Origin of the sequence: Wolbachia endosymbiont (group A) of Phasia obesa, from assembly GCF_964028125.1 — a bacterium.
GTDB classification, from domain to species: Bacteria; Pseudomonadota; Alphaproteobacteria; order Rickettsiales; family Anaplasmataceae; genus Wolbachia; species Wolbachia pipientis.
Genome location: NZ_OZ034764.1, coordinates 609167 through 627199, shown reverse-complemented (window position 1 = coordinate 627199; position 18033 = coordinate 609167). Strand labels below are relative to the sequence as shown.

Here is an 18033-nt window from a genome sequence, read left to right as displayed (position 1 = left end):
GAGTGACAATGGTACATGTATTATACTTACATTTCTGATTCGAAAATTTATGCAGTTGTTTCTAACAAGATTGGTCAACAAATTCTATTGTTTAAAGGTGAGAAACAAAGTAATCATCATTTCCAGTATTGCTTTTATTCTACTGTTTTTTATCAGCAGTGCATTTTTAAAAAAAGATCAGGCGGTTCATAGCGATAATGCAACTAGTAGCTTTTCAGTAAAAACTCAAGAATGTGCGCCGCAAAACCGCACTATATATTTAAATTTTTCTGGTACAGTAAATCCCTTACATAGAGCTAGCCTTGTCTCAAAAATAAGTGGTAAGATTATTGCTATTTATTTACCTGATGGTGAAAAGGTAAAAAGAGATGATGTAGTGTTAAAGATAGAAGATTATGACAGGATTGAGCAAGCTCAGAAAGCCAAAGCTTTATTAAAGCAGCGTGAAATTGAGTATGATTCCTCTCACAAACTGAATAAAAAAGGCTATGGGGCACAAATACAAGTAGAAGCAGCTTTTACTGCGTTACAAAGTGCAAAAGCTGACCTAAAAAGGCTAGAATTGGATTTAGAAAATACTGCAGTCACATCTCCTATAGATGGTTATATTGATAAAATCAATGCAAACGAAGGGGATTTTGTTAATGCTGGGCAAAAAATAGCTGACGTGGTTAATTTCGATCAAATTCTTGTGGTGTTATACGTTTCGGAAAATGAAGTAAGTAAAATAGAGCTAGGCAGCACAGCTCAAATTAATTTACTGGACGGAAAAGAATTGGCAGGTGAAGTAAGTTTTATTAGTAAAATTGCTGAGCCTAAAACTGGGTCTTATAGGGTAGAGGTAAAGGTAACTAATAATAAAATGATATCCTTGCAGGGATTAACTGCCAACGTAAGACTACCTTCAGGCGAAAGATTTGCATATAAAATTCCTTCTTCAGCCCTGAGCTTAAGTGACGAGGGTGCTCTTGGAATAAAGATTGTTGATGACAATAATTATGTAGTATTTGCACCAATAGAAATTGTTGATCATGAGAGCGATGGGGTTTGGATAGTAGCAAATAACGAAGATAAACCCATAAAGTTAATAGTATTGGGCCACCTATTTGTTAAGCCTGGTGATAAGGTTTAAGACATAAGATCCTTTGACCTTACCCAGAAAAAGTGGAGAGAAAGTGTGGAATGTTTTTTACAAAAAGAATGATGCATCAAATTGTTCTGGAACGCAATAGTTAATAGTGACGTTGTTTGTTATAAAAAATTTCTATGTATTCAAATATTGCAGTTCTAGTTTGTTGAGCAGAGTGTTGTGAAGTATCAATAAGTATTTCTCTTTTCAATGAGCTAAAGAAGCTTTCTGCAACAGAATTGTCGTAACAACAGCCTTTATTACTCATCTATATTCTTTACAGCTAAGAGATATTGATACCCTTGCGCAGTATATTGTGAACCTTGGTCACTGTGCAGCAGTAGATTTTTAACAGGTTTACGCCTATTAATGGCCATTAATAAAGAGTTCATAACCAATTGTTTATTTATTGCACTACTCATTAACTACCATACGTGAGAATTATTGCTGCCAAATATAGCCATCCCTCCTTGGTTTTGATGTAAGTAATCCCATACTTTATTTGGTTGATCAACAATAAAGTTTTGATCTAGTATATTGGGAGCTACAGCTCTATTATCTGTTTGTTGTTTTTTAATTTTAAACTTTCTTCTCAGTATAGCCCTGATGTCATTTTTCTGCATAATACTTTGCACCGTTTTCAAATTGCAACTTTTACCCAAAGCCTTCAATTCAGCATAAATTTTAGGAGCTCCATATCTACATTTAGAAACTTGATATATTTTTTGAATAGCTTCGAGTAGCTCTTTATTTGCTGATTCTCTACTGCTTATTTTTCTTGTAGTCCACTTATAGTAGCCACTAGCAGAAAATCCTACATAATTCCTGTACTTTATAGCAGTTACTATATAAAAAAATATTTTACTCTTTTTGACTGGCCAGGGCTTTTTTTTAAATGTCTCTTTCCCTTGTTACTCTTGCTTTGTAAATCAAACCTCTCTTTGTCGTAAGGAGCCATGTTACCTCTACCTGGAAATGCATCTGCTGCCGACTTTTTTTCGTTGTGTTTCTTTATCCATTTTCCTAATAAACCACCCTTTATTCCTAAATCTCTTGCTATTTTTGTAATTGTTTGACCTGCCTTTCTTTGTTCATTTGCCAGTTTAACAGCTTCCAATTTGAATTCTGCTGTATATTCTCTTACCATTTCTAATCCTCCAAAATTTTATTTTACCCGAAAAAACTCCTTTCTTTCTCTCCACTTTTTCTGGGTAAGGTCATGCAACTTTTGGGTAATTTAATGGTAAAAATTTTAGAGAGAAATTTTATACACTATCGCTGACATTTTTCCTTAAGTTGACGCCATTGTCTGTTCAGCTAAGCGGTGTGAGAGACAATATAGCTAAACTGACTTAGATTTACCGACAATTTGAAAAACCGTCATCCCGCTACGTGTTAGCGCCGCGGCGGTATGACGTAGGGAGATCTCTACTGCTATTTCACGTCAAGAACAACCATAAGTTCATTAGGGTTCACATAACCTAAAGCATTTTTTGCTTGCTCATCAAGCAGATCTAAATCTAAGCTTTTTTCATATAAGCCAAATACTTTGTTGTCCAACTTTTCCTTTTCAGAAGAGACATCCTTTAGCAAAAGTTTATTGTACTCGATTTCTTTTTTTAAATCGATTAACGTCAATAAGCCACGTTTACCTGTAATTGTGCTAATGCTGAAATATAATGTAAGGGAAGAAATGAGTAAGGCTGCGCTTAAACACAGTAACTTTTGCTTCTTTTTAGATATAAGCACCGTACTTTCACATATAAAAAATATATAACATGAAAAGGTGAACAAAAAGCTAAGAACCTTGACGCGCTTTACACCTTGGCTTTACCTTATTTATAATGTAAATCTTACCACCCCTTTTCACAACTTTACAATTTTTATCTCTGTTACGATGAGATTTTAGCGACCCTTTGACTTTCATATCTATAGTAAGAATTAAATTACTTTACATTATAATCACTTATCAAGAGTTAGTCAATTGATAACATTTTATTAAAATATTGTATAATTGTTGCTGATACTTCTTCGATCGACTTTTGCGTGACATCGATAATTGGCCAGTTATTCTGTTTAAAGAGCTCCTCTGCTTCTTTAATTTCCTTTTCTACTTTCTCAGGGTTAGCATATATATTATTATCTTCGTTGTTAATTGAAGTAAGTCTATTTTTGCGTATTTCTATTAGCCTACTTACGTCTATTGTTACCCCTATCGTTAGTTTATTTTTTAATTTTGCCAAGTCAACATAAAAGGGTACTCCACTAACAAAAGGAATATTTGCAACTTTATAGCCTCGGTAAGCTAAATACGTACTGGTGGGAGATTTTGATGTACGTGAAACTCCAACCAAAATTATATCTGCTTTATCAATATCTTGAATATTTTGTCCATCATCATGATTAATAGTGTAGTTTATTGCCTCAATGCGCTGAAAATATTCGTTATTTATCTCAGTATGCAAGTCAAGCTTTTCGTCTTTTTCAATTTCAAGATAGGACGAAATTTCTCTAATAATATGTGATAATATTGCTCTATAGGGAATTTTCAACTTTATACAGTTATCTTTTAAATATTTTCTTAGCTCATCATCAGTAATAGTGCATATAACAAAATTATGCTCATCACTTTTCCTATTAATTTCCTCCAGAATTTTGTCAATCTGCTCCTCTTTTTTCACAAAAGACCAAACATATTCGATCGTTTCTATAGAACGAAAGTGTTTCAGAGCTGATTTTGCAACTGATATAACAGTTTCACCACTTGAATCTGATACTAAGTGTAGATTAAGCTTTTTAAGGGTCATATACTAAAAATAATAGCTAGCAATCTGCTACTGAAATTATGCTAATTTGTTGACCTACGTAAATATAGAAAAACTATCCTGTTGATAAAACTCAAACTAATTGGTAAATTCTTAACACAATTATTCTCAAAACGAATGTTTTTATTAAAGCCTACAAATTTCTCTTATTTTTCTAAGAAAGCTCTACCTTGGCTTGGGGTTATTTGTTTCGCATGTTTTTTAATTGGAATGTCTTTGGCGTTATTCTTCTCTCCAGAAGATTATAAACAAGGAGAAATTGTACGAATCATGTACATTCATGTGCCTTCTGCATGGCTTGCTCTTGGAATATATGGATTAATTGCATCACTCAGTTTCATTTCATTGGTATGGAACAATAGCGTTGCTAGTGTCTTGGCACATGCTGCTGCTCCTGCAGGGACAATCTTTTCGGCAATATGTTTAATCACAGGCAGCATCTGGGGAAAAGGAACCTGGGGCACTTGGTGGGTATGGGATGCAAGACTTACTTCAATGCTGATTTTACTTTTCCTATATGTTGGCTACCTTTCATTGTGGAGCGCTTTTGATAATGAAGCGAGGGCAGAAAAATCAGCAGCAGTATTTGCCATCTTTAGTGCTATAAATATTCCTATAGTAAAATTTTCCGTGAATTTATGGTCCACTCTCCATCAGCCAGCAAGCATTTTGAGAAAAGGTGGAATAGCAATAGAAAGTTCCCTGCTGTTGCCACTGGTTGCAATGTTTATGTTTTGTGCCACATTTTTTTTAGTAGTGTGGATACTGTATTCACTTTACTTAATTAATTTATATAAGATAAAGAGAGAAATCAGTATGCGGTATTAGGTAGCTTTGTAAGTATACAGGTAAATATGCTAGAGAAAATTAGGCAAAATATCTTTGGTCACTTTAAATACTTGCCTGCTGAAACTGAAGAACGTGCTATGTTATGTGATCTAACTAATTTTAAAAGCAGCAATGACCAACTAACTAGAATAGATCAGGTATTGAATCGAGATCAACTTGAACATTTTACCAACGTTCTTGAAACATATGATGCAACGGCACGTAGTTTTTACGATGAGGTGCGCTGTAAAATAGCAACCGTTGCAACCATGAACTCTAAAATATTTAAAGAGCCTACTAATATCTTTAAGGTAAATGTTCATGTGATTCCGCAGAATAATTCTGTTTTTTGATTCTATCTGTCCATTTATCATTTTCTATATCTTGTTTGTTGGTTGCTTTTTTTTCTTGCTCAACAATTGCCTTATCTATCTCCTTATGAATTGCATCAATTGCATTAATCGCACCTCCTTTTTTGTATACTTCGCTTTTCCCTTCAATAATTAACTTAATAAAAGTATTTACAACAGACTGCACTTGATTATGATTAACCTGACCTTTTATCAAAGAAGGTAAAGAGCCTAATTCCATCAATACTTCTGGTGCTGTTTTATCTTGAGTGGAAAGTCCTAAATTATCTGCTACTTTACTTATTAATAACTCTCTGTGTTCTTTATTATCTTCCAATTTAGCATAATCACTCAATAGATCTATAACGGTAGATACTCTGACTTCAACAATATCATCAACATCTTCATCTTCTAGAGCAACTCCTGACCCCAATAACCTCTCTCTGAGATTTTCGCTTAAAAGATTGATAAATTCTTCATTTGCATCTGATCCTGTGGTTGATATTGTACCATCTAAATAGTTACTTTGAGCACCGAAGCCATGCTCTATTTGTATTTTTGTCTCAGGTTTAAATCCTAATTTTGCACAGAATTTCTGAAAATATTCTTTAATAATGTCAAACAAGCTCTTGCCATTATCTTTATAATTTTTTAACTCTTTAGGAATAGTAAGTGACAATTTACCATCTCTGTATGTTACAAAGTCTTCACCATTGTGAGATTCAATTGTAAATTCCAATGAACTAGACAGATTACATATCTTATCGCCATGCATAACTTGATTTTTAACAGAGAGTATTGGTAGCCTCATATCAGATCTAATTCTCACATTATTTTGGTTAGCACAATCAATGTTTATTACTTTTTTAGGATTTTCTACTATGAACGACTGTCCAAGTGCAAGTTGGGTTTGTATAAATGGAGCAGCCTCATACCCTGCTTGATTACAATTGGTAACTAGCTCTTCTAAAATAGCATCACTTGGAACTTCTGCCCCAGCGTATCTGAACATTTTTTTGAAAACTTCTTTTGCAAAGGAACGGTAATCCTTGTTTTCATCTTTCTCTGTTGGTAATAGATGGATATACCTTTGGCCAGCATTGTAAAATTCTTCAAATTCTTTCTTATATGAATCGGTTTTTTGATGATTGGCAGTTTTGGAATTTTCACAGTGATTTTTCCATAGCTCACCCAATGCATTACTTACAAGCTCTTTCTCAATATCTTCGAGTACTGAAGCAACAAAAGCTTTGCCATGATCCGTATCTATTTCTCTTGTTCCTTTTTTGTTAAATATTTCGTCATTATATATATCATCACTATTAAAAAGTTCGCTTTTGCGGTGCTTAGCTCCTTCCTTAAATGCAATAATAAGATTTTTATCTATTTCTTTTCCGTTAATAATAAAATTCATCCTTTGAAAATCTAAGAACATTGTTTCACCGGAATTCGCTAATTTATTATCTTGATCTGCTCTTAATTTACTAAAATTGAACTCTTTAGCTGTGGCCTTTAATCTAACTACTGGACTCTTATTATTTTTTCCTTTTGTCTCTTTCATAAATAACACCTTACTGTAAATATGCTGTAAGTTATATCATATAATGATGAATAATTTGGTAATATATTAAGAAAATCGACAGTATATTTCTTTATTTAAGGGGTGTAGGAAAGGCGTAGATTTCTCTTTTCATTTGTAGCGTACTGTATTAATATTTATGTATTAATTTAGAAAATAATGATGAATAACATTGTAATTATTGGTCTGCAATGGGGTGACGAAGGCAAGGGTAAAATAGTAGATTATCTTTCTGAGAATGCAGATGTAGTTGTGAGATTTCAGGGAGGAAATAATGCAGGGCACACTATAGTAGTAGATGATGAGGTTTATAAATTAAATTTACTGCCCTCTGCTGTTTTGAGGCCAGGCAAAATATCTATTATAGGAAACGGTGTTGCTCTTGATTCGCATGCTCTAGTTTCAGAAATAGAGTCATTGAAAGTTAAAGGAGTGGACATAAACTATAACAACTTGATGGTATCCGAGAGCTGTCCACTAATACTTAGCGTACATAAGGACAAGGAAAAGCTATTTGAAGATTTAAACGGAAATCACAAAATTGGTACAACAAACAAAGGGATAGGGCCATGTTATGAAGATAAAGTTGGCAGGAGAGCTATACGCCTTTGTGACTTAGAAAACGCAGATGAGCTCAACAAAAGAGTGGATACTCTTCTGAATTACCACAATGCTATCAGAAAAGGCCTTAACTACCAGGTGGTTAAAAAAGAAGAAATATTAAAGGAAATTCAAGAGATTTCAGAAAAAATTCTTCCATATAAAAAACCTGTATGGAAGATATTAAATGACTTGATGAAAGAAGGTAAGAAAATAATATTTGAAGGTGCCCAAGGCGCATTTTTAGATATCGACCACGGAACTTACCCTTTTGTTACTTCAAGTAATACCGTAGCATCGCAAGCAATAACAGGCTCAGGATTATCCTCCAATGCTTACATTATTGGTGTGGTAAAAGCTTATACAACAAGAGTGGGCAATGGTCCATTCCCTACTGAGCAAAAGAACGAAGTGGGGGACAGCTTATTTACTATAGGCAAGGAACTTGGAACAGTGAGCAATAGGAGAAGGCGTTGCGGATGGTTCGATGCAGTTTTAGTGCGCCAGGCCGTACAACTCTCTGGAGTTTCAAGCATTGTATTAACCAAATTAGATGTGCTTGATTCTTTTGATACAATTAAAATATGCACTGGTTACAAGTATAGCGGAAAAATGTATGATTATTTACCCGCATCGCATTCAATACAAGGGGAATTAGAGCCAATATATGAAGAGTTTCCTGGCTGGAAAGAAAACACTCAAGGTAAAAGGTCGATTAAAGCATTGCCTATCAATTTAATAAAATATATAGACAGGTTAGAAAAATTAATAGGTGTACCAATTCATCTAATCTCAACTAGTCCAAAGAGAGAGGATGTTATTAAGCTTAAAGATTTCTGAAAACGTCTTTGTATCTTAGAGCCTGTACGTAATCTCAAAAAAGAGATAAAGTGAGAGGATAAAGTATATAAAGTAGGATATGCGAAGTTTATAACCAAGTGACATAAGTCGAGAAAAGTTTGAGATTATTGTAGCAGATCTGGAATCTTGCAGAAAGAAGACAAAACCAAGAACACTTGATTTACATGATGTATTTTGTGGAGTGTTATACGTGTTAAAAAGTGGTTGCCAGTGGAGAATGGTATCAAAAGAGTTCCCAAAATGGCGCAATTGTTACGACTATTTTAAGAAGTGGAGTGAAAAACCAGATGCAAATAAAGAAAGTGTTCTGGAGCTGGTATTAAAAAAAAATAATTGCGACAAAACAATGGTCGGAAAAGCTTCTGCATAATTGATGCACAGAGTATAAAAAATGCAGATACTGCTGAAGCTATGATGCAGGCAAGAAGATTTCAGGGCCGTATTGCAGTAGATACGCAAGCATGCAATTTATACAACAACAGCAGAGATAACTGACCGTAGCAGTGCTGTGAGAATGGTCGAAAATGCAAAAGAAAACCTCTCGGGAGTTAAAAATGTACTGGTTGATGCAGGCTATACTGGAAAGAATTTTGTAACTCAAATAAAAACGATTATTGGTGCAACCGTTGAAGTGATCAAAAGAAATGAATTACGTTCCTTTGTTGTATTGCCCAAAAGATGGGTTGTGGAGCGATCTTTTGCTTGGTTAGAAAAATGTAGAAGATTGTGGAAAAATTGTGAGCGAAAACTCAATACTAGCCTACAAATGGTAGTTCTGGCTTTCACTGCCTTACTTCTGAAAAAATTATGAACAGGCTCTTACTAACTCTTATCTAATAAAAAAAATACTTGTGTAACTTCGAATAGTCTATTATGCAAGACAGCAGTATAAACATGTAGTAAGAAATGTATAATGAAAAATAAAAGCTCAAGTTTAACACTTGCAGTTATTTTTACACAATTAAGTAATCATAAAAGTTAGTGTAGGACCAGGTTATACAGTTTGATTTCTTTTAATATATGTTAATTGGTATAATATAAATATAGTTAAGGAGGTGTATTATGATTGGAAGTTTGGCTAAAGAAGAAAAAACAGCAGAGGCAGGAAAAACAGGTGATCAACTTGAAAAGTGTATTGGACCAACTTCACTGAATAGGGAGGTTTATTGCTCTACGCTTATCTACTATACATTAAAAGAGTTATATTCACAATTAGGTGATATCTTTTATGCTAATAAAACAAGATCAGAAAAAGAAATAATCAATTTTTATGTTCTACCTCAATTTGCACGTTTTAAAGAAATTATTGATGAAGATATAAAAAAAGATCCTTCGTTTGCAAATTCTGCTATTGTAAAGTTTTGCTCCTCAATTATAAAAAATAACAAATTACTTAAAGAATTAGAAGAAGTTAGTATTCCTGCCAAAAACTCTAGTGTAAAGGCAAGGGTAAGCTTTCAACTGAAAAATCTGAAAGAAAAGGTGTGGTTCTTAAGAGAACTAAAGGAAAAAAAGAATTTCACTTACGTGCAGGGGGCTTTTGGGGATGGGTGGAGTTTTTATGACCTAATAAACGATAGAGATTTTAAACAAACGTACATAGATAAAGCAGTAACAGAGTCTGCTAATAAGAGCTTTAAGGAAGATATAGATAAATGCATAGAGTTGGCAGAGCAGGGAAAAAAAACTGCAAGTAAATATTTTGAGAGGAAAGACGTAGAGCTTCAAGCTTATTACACAGAAACTGATAATGCTCATAGAGTTTTGAATGTTAACCTTATTAATTACAATAAAAGTGAGCCAACAAGAATTAGTGACATTTTACAGCAAGAGAAAGATATTAAAAAATTGAATATCTATTGCAATAAAAAACATGAAATATACGCTTATCAAGAAGATAAGAAAAGATATTATGAATTTAAAGAAGGCACATGTTATGAAATGACAAGCACTTGGCCTATAAAGGATGAGTTCGGGAATGTTTCAATTTGTACCATGATTATGAATGTGAGTAGCGGTCGCATAACTGAAGTACTAAAATTTAATGGTGAAGATTTTGTTTCATCGGAGGAGATCTTAGAATTGATAAAGCAAAATGATGAATTATATATTCAAAGTCTCTCCTTATATGATGCTGTACTAGAAAAGGGTAAGGCTGCTGATGTTGTGCCTACTGCTAATAACAATTTTCAAAATGAATCTATAGTGGCCTATCGCAAGGAACCAGAGGGGGAATTAGACCCTAAAGTTGATGCTGACAATAGCCTTCCTCCTTCTATTAATAGCAATGCATCAACTCAAACGGAAGTCAATTTACAACACACTGAAACTCAAACAGAAGTTGCTTCACAACAAATCGAAACTAAAACGGAAGTCAATTTACAGCACACTGGAACTCAGACAGAATTTGCTTCACAACAAATGGATGAATTGATTTTAAATAATCAGATGCTGTCCGAAAAAAACGTTGAATTGAAGCAAGAAATGTCAAATTTGAAAAAAGAAGCTGTTGAATTGAAGCAAGAAATAGAAGCAGGGTTGCAAGTGATAAATAAAAAGCACCATGAATTAATACAAGAAAATCAGCGACTACAGGAGAAACTAGAAACAACCCAAGCAGAAGCTAATCAAACAATTGTAAAGTTAGAGAAGCAGAATAGCGATTTACAAGACAGGTTTGAAAAAGAGGAGCAAAAAAACACGGAATTGCAAACTGAACTGGCACAAAAAAATGAAGAATTAGCAGGTGTGTTAAAAGAGCTACAAGGGAAAGCACAAGAACTTAAAGGTGTATATGAAGAAAAAAGAAAGCTAAAGGAAGAGCTGAAAATTGTTAATGCAGGAAAGAAGAATTTGGAAAAAGAGCTAAATCAAGCACGAGAAGATGCGGAACAGATAATGGTTGAACGACGCCAGCAGAAAGAGCGCTTGAAAGATCAGCTAAGAGAATTAGATCAGGAATATAAGGTACAAGTAGAAATTGGGCAAAAGATTAAAGAATCAGATAGGCAGGATAGCGATTTACAAGATACACTTGGAGAAGAGAGACTAAAACTCAACATTGAAGAACTAGAAAACGAGTACGAGGAATTTCCAGGAGATAAGGTGCTTACACTTGAACTCACTAAAGATGAAGATAAAGTCGAAGAGTTAAGAAACGAGCTAGAGCGTGAGAAAGAAAAGTGTAAACAATTATTAGAAGAAGAAAATGAATGGGGTGATGAATTGGTAGGAATGCTTGATGGACTGGAAGAAAAAATTCGTGCTGATGAACAAAGGAGCTTCAACAATCAATTAACGGGAGAAATTTCTAATGAGTCTGGTAATGCTCCACGACAGAAGAAAAGGTTATCCAAATCTTCAAGCGTTGATAATGAGTCTTATGTTCCACTGAGAGAGAAGACAACATTACTCAGATCTTTAAGCGTTGATAGTGGACTTGATAGCGATGAAGAAAATTGTGATAATGATTTATCTTTCAACATAAGTCCTATAAGTTCTATTGAGAAGGTGGCAGAGAGTAGAAACGTAGGTAGGGTATCATTGTGAAGATGGTTGGGGTTAAGTTGCAACTTAAGTGGGGCGCAAAAGGTCTTTTGTGTTGATAATAATTTAAAATCTATAGTAGACTAAAAAAGATTATTAAATTATAATATAACATATGATAAAAGACGAGAAATCGAAAACAATTTTTGAAGTGGAAGGGGCAGTAACTGCTTTACTACCTGCAGCAGAATTTAGAGTGAAACTGGACAATGAACATGAGATTATCTGTCATGTATCAGGGAAAGTGAGAAGAAGTAAAATACGCATCATTATAGGGGATAGGGTGTTAGTTGAGATGAGCATTTACGATAGGAATGCGAGAAAGGGTAGGATCATTAGAAGGCTTAAAGGTACAAGTGACAGAACGATCTCTAAATAATCTTATTCTTGCTTCATCATCGAAAAGGCGTATAGCTTTACTAAAACAAATAAACATTGAGCCAGGTTTAATTTTGCCAGCAGATATAGATGAAGCCCCTTTAAAAAAGGAACTTCCGAAGGATTACTCAATCCGTATGGCAAAAAGTAAAGCGGAGAAAATACAAAGCTCAAATCCAAATTACTTTGTGCTTGGTGTTGATACAGTTGTTGCTTGTGGTAGAAGGATATTGCTCAAAGCTGAAAACGTTGAGCAAGCAGAAAAATGTATCCGCTTGTTATCAGGAAGAAGGCATAGAGTATACACCAGTGTATGTCTATTAACTCCCGATCAATCTAAACAACATATCAGGACTGTGGTTACAATAGTGAAATTTAAACGTCTCAGTGAACAAGAAATTAAGTATTATTTAGCATCAGAAGAGTGGAAAAATAGGGCGGGGGGATGCAATATACAAGGCCTAGCTGGAGTGTTCGTATTGTTCTTACGCGGCTCCTACTCTTCCGTTATAGGGTTACCATTACATGAAACCTATTGTTTGCTAAGCAATTATTTTAACTTCAATTTATATTGAAATACCTTTATTAGTATCTTTTTTTTGTTGTGACTCAGCAACCTGTTTAGCCCAATCTAGTGGTCTTTTATTTCTGTTAGCTAATGCAATTCTATTGCGATCATAACCATCAGTGTGTTCTGTTAAAGTATCTCCTCTTTCTTCTTCTATTACTCCAGCTTTCAGTTGTGCTTCATCTTTCTCTAGTAATTTATATAGTTCGCTATTTTTATCTACAGTTGGATTAGTGTCATTATTTTCTCGTTCTGCCACTGTTTTTTCTAACCACTTACGTATAGGGTCATATTGTTTACCTTCTCCTATCTTTTCTAAAATGTTTTCTGAGAATGAATCTTTAGGAATATTTTCTTTAGTAGCCTGTTGTGCCGGTTCTCTTAACCCTTTATCCGGGTTTCCCAATGCTCCTTTTAACTCACTCGTATCTCCGATTTCTTTTGGTTCAATGTTTTCTAAGCTCTTCTTTAACTGTTCAGGATTTACTTGAGATTGTTCATTATTGTCATGAGTTGGAGATGAATAGCCCGAGTCACTTTTATTATTGAGTGCTGTAGCAGAGAGCGGCTGTTCACTTTCTTTCCACTTAGCATCACTAGCATCTTGGTTATCACTGTTATCTGGAGAAGATGAATAAGGAATTCTGTCCTTTAATGTCTCTAACGGTGATGGGTTATTTTTTCTACTTCCTGCAATTGATGCTTTTCTATCATCAACATCAATGTGCCGTAAGTTGTTTTTCTTGAAATTTCTGATGTCTTGTAACAGATCGCCTTTGCTATTTCCTTCTTGTTGCTGGGTTTTAGGTTGTTGCTGATCATTAGGTGTTTGCTCACTTCTATCTGGTTTTTGGCTTCCAGGTACAGCATGTCCAAATGTAGGATTGTCATACCGTTCATCTTCTTGCCTATTATCTTGATTGTGGCTTACAGACTTGGTGAAAGTAGAACTATCTGAAGAATCAGAAGTTGCACCTTTTTGCTGATTATTAGGTGTTTGCTCATTTTCGCGCAAGTCATCTGGTTTTTGGCTTCCAGATTTGGCTCCCCCTTGCTCATCGAAAACACCTTTTTTAGGTGGTAGTGAACTAGTTCTAGGTGGAAGTGGCGGAGGAGTTTTTTTGTTCTGAGGATTCTCCTCAAAAAGCGATTGTAGGTTATAAACTTGACCTCCCGAATTTGCTTCTCGTGCTGCTTGTCTAAGCTCACGCTTTTCTTTAGCCTCCTGAGAATTAATTTTATCATCAAAATCTTTTCCAATTCCGCTATCGTAAGACTGCCTTCTGCTGTTAGATTGTGGTCCAAAATGTGAATGGTGATCTTCTTTTTTTCGAGTTATATCAGTAGCTTGAACGCTAACATCTCTATTAACATCAATTCTTGTTGTAGTTTCAGATGATAGCTCGTTACTGTCTTTATTATGTTGCACCTCATTCACTTTTCCTTGTCCTTTCTCCCTGAATTGTATTTCATGCAAGAATAAACCACCTATTTTTACATCTCTGTTTACTTCTAACCGTTCTAGAGAAAAATCATCACCTTTAACAAGGTCTACACCGTTAGCATCAATCTTAATTTTGATCTTACATTCCTTCCCCTCCGCATACCACTTTAAAGTCATTTCATATGAACCATCAGTTACGACATAATGTCTTATTTTTTTCCCTTCTTCCTCGGCAACAAAACCATGCATTCCGCTCTTTCCATCACTATGCAATGTTGAAAATCCCGAGATTTCATTCTTCTCACAAAAATCACTGTTTAAAAATTCGCTGATTTTAAACTCTTTTTTGTTATTTCCCAGCGTAATACTTGCGTGATTACCGTATATTGAAACTCCTGCAACATCATCAACATACTCTTTCAACCTTTCTTTAACTTCACTTTCAAGGTCTTGTCCAGCTTTCTTTGTCTTGTCGCATTTCTGAAGAATAACTCCATATGCTTTATCTTTGTTTTCTTCTTCGTCCCAATTCCAGTTGGCGTGTTTTGTTAAAAACTTTACTGTGTTAAAATCAACTCTAGCATTATAAATTGGGTCGTCTTCCTTTCTTATTTTATCAAATAAAGGAAAAATTTCTTGAATGCGCTCATTATAAATGTGTTCTTGTTGTGTATCGTTAGTGCCCATATATCCCTCACTAATAACCCTCTGCCTTTAGTTCTAGCTAATACTAGCTAATATAATTATCACAAGCATTGGTTGAATTTTTATTAAGGAAGGTTGTGTTACTAATGTGATGACACAAGCTATTTTATGGTAACATCAAACGATTTAAGTTGTCATTCCAGTCTGGAATCCAGCCTTTCACGAACCCCATCAAAAATGTTGTGTTTTAACATAAGATTAGCTACTTTTATGCTCACTAACTTAGTGCCAATCAAGATTCCTGGATCCCAGTGTCTGGGCACTGGGATGACATCCTTCTTGGCGGAAATCACTCTTATATCACAACAGCTGCATAGCCTAAATTGCTTTAGCTATAGCTCTGTTTTTGCAACTTCAAATATCTGCTACTCATAGTAAACACTTCTGGATCTTGAGAGGTTAGCTTGAGTATAGCGAGTATGTTGATAAACAACAAAGCAGCAATCGAGATATCAGCAACATCCCATAGCAACCGGACTTTACCTATCGCACCAAGCGGAATGATCATGGTAAAAATTACAATCCAGATTTTAGTGTATTTATTATCCATAGACACATAGCGTATTGTCTGTTTTGAGCAAAAAAACCAAGTAAAAATAGTAGTAAAAGCAAAACAAAACATTATGGCCATAATTAAATAGTCAATATAAGGCCAATTCATTGCCTTTCTAAAAGCAAATATGCACATGTTAGTGCTCTCTAAATCAGTAATCCAAGAATCTGTGACAAGCAGTACCATTGTTGTAATAAACACTATAAACGCAACTATAAAAGGCGATATTATCGTAATTAGACTCTGCTCAATAATAAATTTATTGTTATTTTTCTTAGGAACAATTGAAGAATGTACGATTCCTTCAAGGCCAAGCCCTATATCTGTTGCAAAAATACCTCGCAAAGTTCCAACTTGAATAATAGTCAACATTTCTAAAATCAAACCTAAAGATAAACCAGAGTTAAAGCTACTGGTTGTAAAAAAACTGCTTGTTATTAGTTTTAGAGAAGGAAGAATATTTTCACTAAATTTAAATAATATGATACCGCAAAGTGTGAGGTAACTTACCGTCATTATCGGTATCATAGCCGATATAAAAATTTTAATTTTTTTTAAGCTGAGAGCTGCAACAACAAAAAATATTATGGCCATTACAATGCCACCAATGACTACAGGCACATCTATCATGTTAAGTGGTATTGATAGAGAATTTACCTGAACAAGGTTACCAACTGTTATTGAAACCATTATCATAACAACTAGAAACACAATTGTAGCTTTTCTAGAGTTAAATGCATCAGCCATGTAGGCTACAGGGCCACCTATAAACCGTCCGTTCTTTTCCTTTCTGGTTTTTATACTTAGATAACAAGTGACATATTTTATCACAGAAGTGATAACAATAATTATCGCCATCCACAAAATAGAGCCCGGTCCTCCGGTTTTTAGAGCAACAGCAGTTCCTGAAATATTTCCTACTCCCAAATTTCCCCCTAAAATTGTAAACAGAGCGGCTATAGAAGAAAATTTATTTTCTCCTTTTTTAGCTCCAAGGAGTGAAAGGGCGTATGGTAATCTAAATACCTGTAGCCATTTTAGTTTAATCGATAGGTAAACACCAGCAACTAGCATGAGTAATATTGTTGGCAGTAATAAAACAAACTTTACTGTATCCATCTGTAAAAGTGAGATTTTTATTTGAGTATACAACAAAAATTGAAAATACCTAACCTATTTTCTATGTATGACTTCGTTTCCGTCATTCTAGAAACCTTTTCTTGTCATCCAAGTAGCGTGACATATAACTGTACGAACATTGTAATATGGTACAATGTTAAGACGATGTCATCCCAGTGTCTGGGCACTGGGATGACATCTTTTTTCTTGGTACAAATTACTCTTATATCTCAATGTTCGTACAGTTAGTGCGTGACACTTGTATCTTTATGATGTGAGGCATTAGAGCTAAAATACCTCACAGGGAGGGTGAAGCTGATGCGACACTAATGCCATTAAGCCAGATTTTGCTTCCCTCCCATAGAGTTAAAGACTGAACAGTATCTTTTGGAATTATATCCCGTATTACAAGGTTAGTCTAAACTCTCAGTTTATTTATAGTCTTGGAGGCAATTTTATGCAAGTAAATGCTATTTTGGGTGTGGATATTTCAAAAAAGAAATTTGATGTTTGTTTGTTAGTGGACAGTAAAAAACGACACAAAGTCTTTCAAAATAATCAAGATGGTTTTGCAAAACTTGTAGTTTGGTGCAATGGCCATGGAGCAAATCTTACTCATTTATGTCTTGAAGCAACTAGTTGGTATGGAGAAGATTTGGCTACTTTTATGCATGATTTAGGACATAATGTCAGTATAGTAAACCCAGAAAGCTTTTGGCAAAAGTGAGCTGCTCAGAAATAAGACAGATAAATCAGATGCAGCTATGATAGCTAGATTTTGTATCGCCAACAAACCTGCTCTTTGGAAGCCCATTGCACCTGAAATGAGGCATTTGAGGGCGTTGCATGCAATCGCTAAAAGATGATAAGGTGCAACAGACAAATCGCTTGGAAAACAAAAATATGCATTCCAGTTGCAAAGAAGCTATATCTAAAGTAATTTTGGCAATAGAGGAGCAAATTATTGTTCTCGAAAAAGAAATTAATGAGCATATAAATAACTATCCACATCTAAAAAATATGGTGGAAAACCTTAAGACTATAAAAGGTATAGGATATCTTACTGCTGTTGCTGTTGTCGCAGAAATGCCATCAGTTGATAACTTTGACAATGCTAAACAATTTACAGCTTTTGCTGCCAGGACATTATCAATCGGGATCGTCAGTAAGTAAGAGAAGTTGCATATGCAAAATAGGATCTGAGCGTATTCGAAAAGCTCTTTATATGCCAGCTATAGTAGTCAAAAACCATAATAATCATTTTCAAAAGTTTTGTCAGCGTCTAGCAAGTAAAGGCAAATGTCCAAAAGTCATAGTTCTTGCGTTAATGCGAAAATTAATGCATGTCTTTTTTGGTATTCTTAAAAAGAATCAACCATTTAATTGTAATTTTGTTGGATAATTTGTTTGACAGCAGAGACAGTATCTGGGATCTAAATTTTTTATGTGAAACCATTATGTTTATATACTTGTAGGCCCAAGTTCCTCACATAGTGAACAAAAAAGTAAATGAGATTCCAGTGTCACGCGCTGGAATGACACCTACCC

At 34.6% G+C, this 18033-nt stretch carries 20 protein-coding genes and 2 pseudogenes; 11 read left to right on the top strand and 11 right to left on the bottom strand.

Annotated elements, in window-relative coordinates; genetic code table 11:
- Positions 1-49 precede the first annotated feature (49 nt).
- Positions 50-1132 (top strand): efflux RND transporter periplasmic adaptor subunit, encoded by a 1083-nt coding sequence (locus ABWU29_RS03215; protein WP_174517006.1) that lies wholly within the window; start codon positions 50-52, stop codon positions 1130-1132.
- A 100-nt stretch (positions 1133-1232) separates the two neighbouring features.
- Here ABWU29_RS03215 and ABWU29_RS03210 read toward each other — a convergent pair whose 3' ends face one another.
- From ABWU29_RS03210 to ABWU29_RS03180, 7 genes are all read right to left on the bottom strand, one after another.
- Positions 1233-1397 carry an IS3 family transposase gene (locus ABWU29_RS03210; RefSeq protein WP_010082072.1) on the bottom strand — a complete coding sequence of 55 codons (165 nt, stop codon included), beginning with the start codon at positions 1395-1397 and terminating at the stop codon, positions 1233-1235.
- On the bottom strand, positions 1390-1551 hold the full coding sequence (locus ABWU29_RS03205) for a DDE-type integrase/transposase/recombinase (protein ID WP_010082071.1): 162 nt from the start codon (positions 1549-1551) through the stop codon (positions 1390-1392). The genes ABWU29_RS03210 and ABWU29_RS03205 overlap by 8 nt, the downstream gene beginning before the upstream one ends.
- Positions 1552-1554: 3 nt before the next feature.
- Positions 1555-1902, bottom strand: a complete 348-nt coding sequence (locus ABWU29_RS03200; protein ID WP_081600752.1) for an IS3 family transposase — start codon at positions 1900-1902, stop codon at positions 1555-1557.
- A gap of 71 nt (positions 1903-1973) precedes the next feature.
- On the bottom strand, positions 1974-2276 hold the full coding sequence (locus ABWU29_RS03195; RefSeq protein ID WP_081600753.1) for a transposase: 303 nt from the start codon (positions 2274-2276) through the stop codon (positions 1974-1976).
- A 287-nt stretch (positions 2277-2563) separates the two neighbouring features.
- Complete coding sequence (locus ABWU29_RS03190; RefSeq protein ID WP_015589100.1) at positions 2564-2878, bottom strand: FtsB family cell division protein; 315 nt, start codon at positions 2876-2878, stop codon at positions 2564-2566.
- Positions 2879-2927: 49 nt separating this feature from the next.
- Complete coding sequence (gene ykgO, locus ABWU29_RS03185) at positions 2928-3056, bottom strand: type B 50S ribosomal protein L36 (protein WP_006279631.1); 129 nt, start codon at positions 3054-3056, stop codon at positions 2928-2930.
- A gap of 49 nt (positions 3057-3105) precedes the next feature.
- Positions 3106-3936, bottom strand: a complete 831-nt coding sequence (locus tag ABWU29_RS03180) for a pyruvate, water dikinase regulatory protein (RefSeq protein ID WP_015589101.1) — start codon at positions 3934-3936, stop codon at positions 3106-3108.
- Between the two features lie 135 nt (positions 3937-4071).
- Here ABWU29_RS03180 and ccmC point away from each other — a divergent pair, with 135 nt between their 5' ends.
- Together ccmC and ABWU29_RS03170 are read left to right on the top strand one after the other, a co-directional pair.
- Positions 4072-4782: a heme ABC transporter permease CcmC gene (gene ccmC, locus ABWU29_RS03175; RefSeq protein ID WP_015589102.1), complete on the top strand. Its 711-nt coding sequence runs from the start codon at positions 4072-4074 to the stop codon at positions 4780-4782.
- 26 nt (positions 4783-4808) lie between these two features.
- A complete protein-coding gene (locus tag ABWU29_RS03170; RefSeq protein ID WP_015589103.1) occupies positions 4809-5135 on the top strand; it encodes a hypothetical protein in 327 nt (108 codons plus the stop codon).
- Here ABWU29_RS03170 and ABWU29_RS03165 read toward each other — a convergent pair.
- Positions 5089-6693, bottom strand: coding sequence for a hypothetical protein (locus tag ABWU29_RS03165; protein WP_174516894.1), 1605 nt, complete (start codon positions 6691-6693; stop codon positions 5089-5091). The two genes, ABWU29_RS03170 and ABWU29_RS03165, sit on opposite strands and share 47 nt — an antisense overlap.
- A gap of 180 nt (positions 6694-6873) precedes the next feature.
- On the opposite strand from ABWU29_RS03165, the gene ABWU29_RS03160 reads away from it, so the two are divergent.
- The 5 genes and pseudogenes from ABWU29_RS03160 to ABWU29_RS03140 all read left to right on the top strand — a co-directional run bounded on the left by ABWU29_RS03160 (position 6874) and on the right by ABWU29_RS03140 (position 12671).
- Entirely contained in the window at positions 6874-8151 is a 1278-nt protein-coding gene (locus ABWU29_RS03160; RefSeq protein ID WP_015589105.1) for an adenylosuccinate synthase, read from the top strand.
- 103 nt (positions 8152-8254) lie between these two features.
- Positions 8255-8983 (top strand): annotated as a pseudogene (locus tag ABWU29_RS03155) (IS5 family transposase).
- 251 nt (positions 8984-9234) lie between these two features.
- Entirely contained in the window at positions 9235-11721 is a 2487-nt protein-coding gene (locus ABWU29_RS03150; RefSeq protein ID WP_353280123.1) for a hypothetical protein, read from the top strand.
- Positions 11722-11833: 112 nt separating this feature from the next.
- Complete coding sequence (gene infA, locus ABWU29_RS03145; RefSeq protein WP_007550159.1) at positions 11834-12097, top strand: translation initiation factor IF-1; 264 nt, start codon at positions 11834-11836, stop codon at positions 12095-12097.
- Complete coding sequence (locus ABWU29_RS03140) at positions 12075-12671, top strand: Maf family nucleotide pyrophosphatase (protein ID WP_007550161.1); 597 nt, start codon at positions 12075-12077, stop codon at positions 12669-12671. Before infA ends, ABWU29_RS03140 begins: the two co-directional genes overlap by 23 nt.
- Here ABWU29_RS03140 and ABWU29_RS03135 read toward each other — a convergent pair.
- The 3 genes from ABWU29_RS03135 to ABWU29_RS03125 form a co-directional block, all read right to left on the bottom strand.
- The gene (locus ABWU29_RS03135; RefSeq protein ID WP_353280122.1) at positions 12663-14795 is read right to left on the bottom strand and encodes a hypothetical protein; all 2133 of its coding nucleotides are present in this window, start codon (positions 14793-14795) and stop codon (positions 12663-12665) included. The genes ABWU29_RS03140 and ABWU29_RS03135 overlap by 9 nt on opposite strands.
- Before the next feature lie 152 nt (positions 14796-14947).
- The gene (locus tag ABWU29_RS03130) at positions 14948-15106 is read right to left on the bottom strand and encodes a hypothetical protein (RefSeq protein WP_153296804.1); all 159 of its coding nucleotides are present in this window, start codon (positions 15104-15106) and stop codon (positions 14948-14950) included.
- A 35-nt stretch (positions 15107-15141) separates the two neighbouring features.
- Positions 15142-16485, bottom strand: coding sequence for an alanine:cation symporter family protein (locus ABWU29_RS03125; RefSeq protein ID WP_015589108.1), 1344 nt, complete (start codon positions 16483-16485; stop codon positions 15142-15144).
- 21 nt (positions 16486-16506) lie between these two features.
- On the opposite strand from ABWU29_RS03125, the gene ABWU29_RS03120 reads away from it, so the two are divergent.
- The 3 genes and pseudogenes from ABWU29_RS03120 (at position 16507) to ABWU29_RS03110 (ending at position 17887) form a co-directional block, all read left to right on the top strand.
- Positions 16507-16734, top strand: a complete 228-nt coding sequence (locus ABWU29_RS03120) for a hypothetical protein (protein WP_141456975.1) — start codon at positions 16507-16509, stop codon at positions 16732-16734.
- A 208-nt stretch (positions 16735-16942) separates the two neighbouring features.
- Entirely contained in the window at positions 16943-17212 is a 270-nt protein-coding gene (locus ABWU29_RS03115; protein WP_007552972.1) for an IS110 family transposase, read from the top strand.
- A gap of 119 nt (positions 17213-17331) precedes the next feature.
- Positions 17332-17887 (top strand): annotated as a pseudogene (locus tag ABWU29_RS03110) (transposase).
- The last annotated feature ends 146 nt before the right edge of the window (positions 17888-18033 follow it).

Bases quoted from the DNA above. Each gene is read 5' to 3' on its own strand.
- ABWU29_RS03115 (WP_007552972.1), top strand. From the start codon at position 16,943: ATGCAAGTAAATGCTATTTTGGGTGTGGATATTTCAAAAAAGAAATTT.
- ABWU29_RS03205 (WP_010082071.1), bottom strand. From the start codon at position 1,551: ATGAGTAGTGCAATAAATAAACAATTGGTTATGAACTCTTTATTAATG.
- infA (WP_007550159.1), top strand. From the start codon at position 11,834: ATGATAAAAGACGAGAAATCGAAAACAATTTTTGAAGTGGAAGGGGCA.
- ABWU29_RS03170 (WP_015589103.1), top strand. From the start codon at position 4,809: ATGCTAGAGAAAATTAGGCAAAATATCTTTGGTCACTTTAAATACTTG.
- ABWU29_RS03160 (WP_015589105.1), top strand. From the start codon at position 6,874: ATGAATAACATTGTAATTATTGGTCTGCAATGGGGTGACGAAGGCAAG.
- ykgO (WP_006279631.1), bottom strand. From the start codon at position 3,056: ATGAAAGTCAAAGGGTCGCTAAAATCTCATCGTAACAGAGATAAAAAT.
- ABWU29_RS03135 (WP_353280122.1), bottom strand. From the start codon at position 14,795: ATGGGCACTAACGATACACAACAAGAACACATTTATAATGAGCGCATT.
- ABWU29_RS03165 (WP_174516894.1), bottom strand. From the start codon at position 6,693: ATGAAAGAGACAAAAGGAAAAAATAATAAGAGTCCAGTAGTTAGATTA.
- ABWU29_RS03150 (WP_353280123.1), top strand. From the start codon at position 9,235: ATGATTGGAAGTTTGGCTAAAGAAGAAAAAACAGCAGAGGCAGGAAAA.
- ABWU29_RS03180 (WP_015589101.1), bottom strand. From the start codon at position 3,936: ATGACCCTTAAAAAGCTTAATCTACACTTAGTATCAGATTCAAGTGGT.
- ccmC (WP_015589102.1), top strand. From the start codon at position 4,072: ATGTTTTTATTAAAGCCTACAAATTTCTCTTATTTTTCTAAGAAAGCT.
- ABWU29_RS03210 (WP_010082072.1), bottom strand. From the start codon at position 1,397: ATGAGTAATAAAGGCTGTTGTTACGACAATTCTGTTGCAGAAAGCTTC.
- ABWU29_RS03195 (WP_081600753.1), bottom strand. From the start codon at position 2,276: ATGGTAAGAGAATATACAGCAGAATTCAAATTGGAAGCTGTTAAACTG.
- ABWU29_RS03215 (WP_174517006.1), top strand. From the start codon at position 50: ATGCAGTTGTTTCTAACAAGATTGGTCAACAAATTCTATTGTTTAAAG.
- ABWU29_RS03125 (WP_015589108.1), bottom strand. From the start codon at position 16,485: ATGGATACAGTAAAGTTTGTTTTATTACTGCCAACAATATTACTCATG.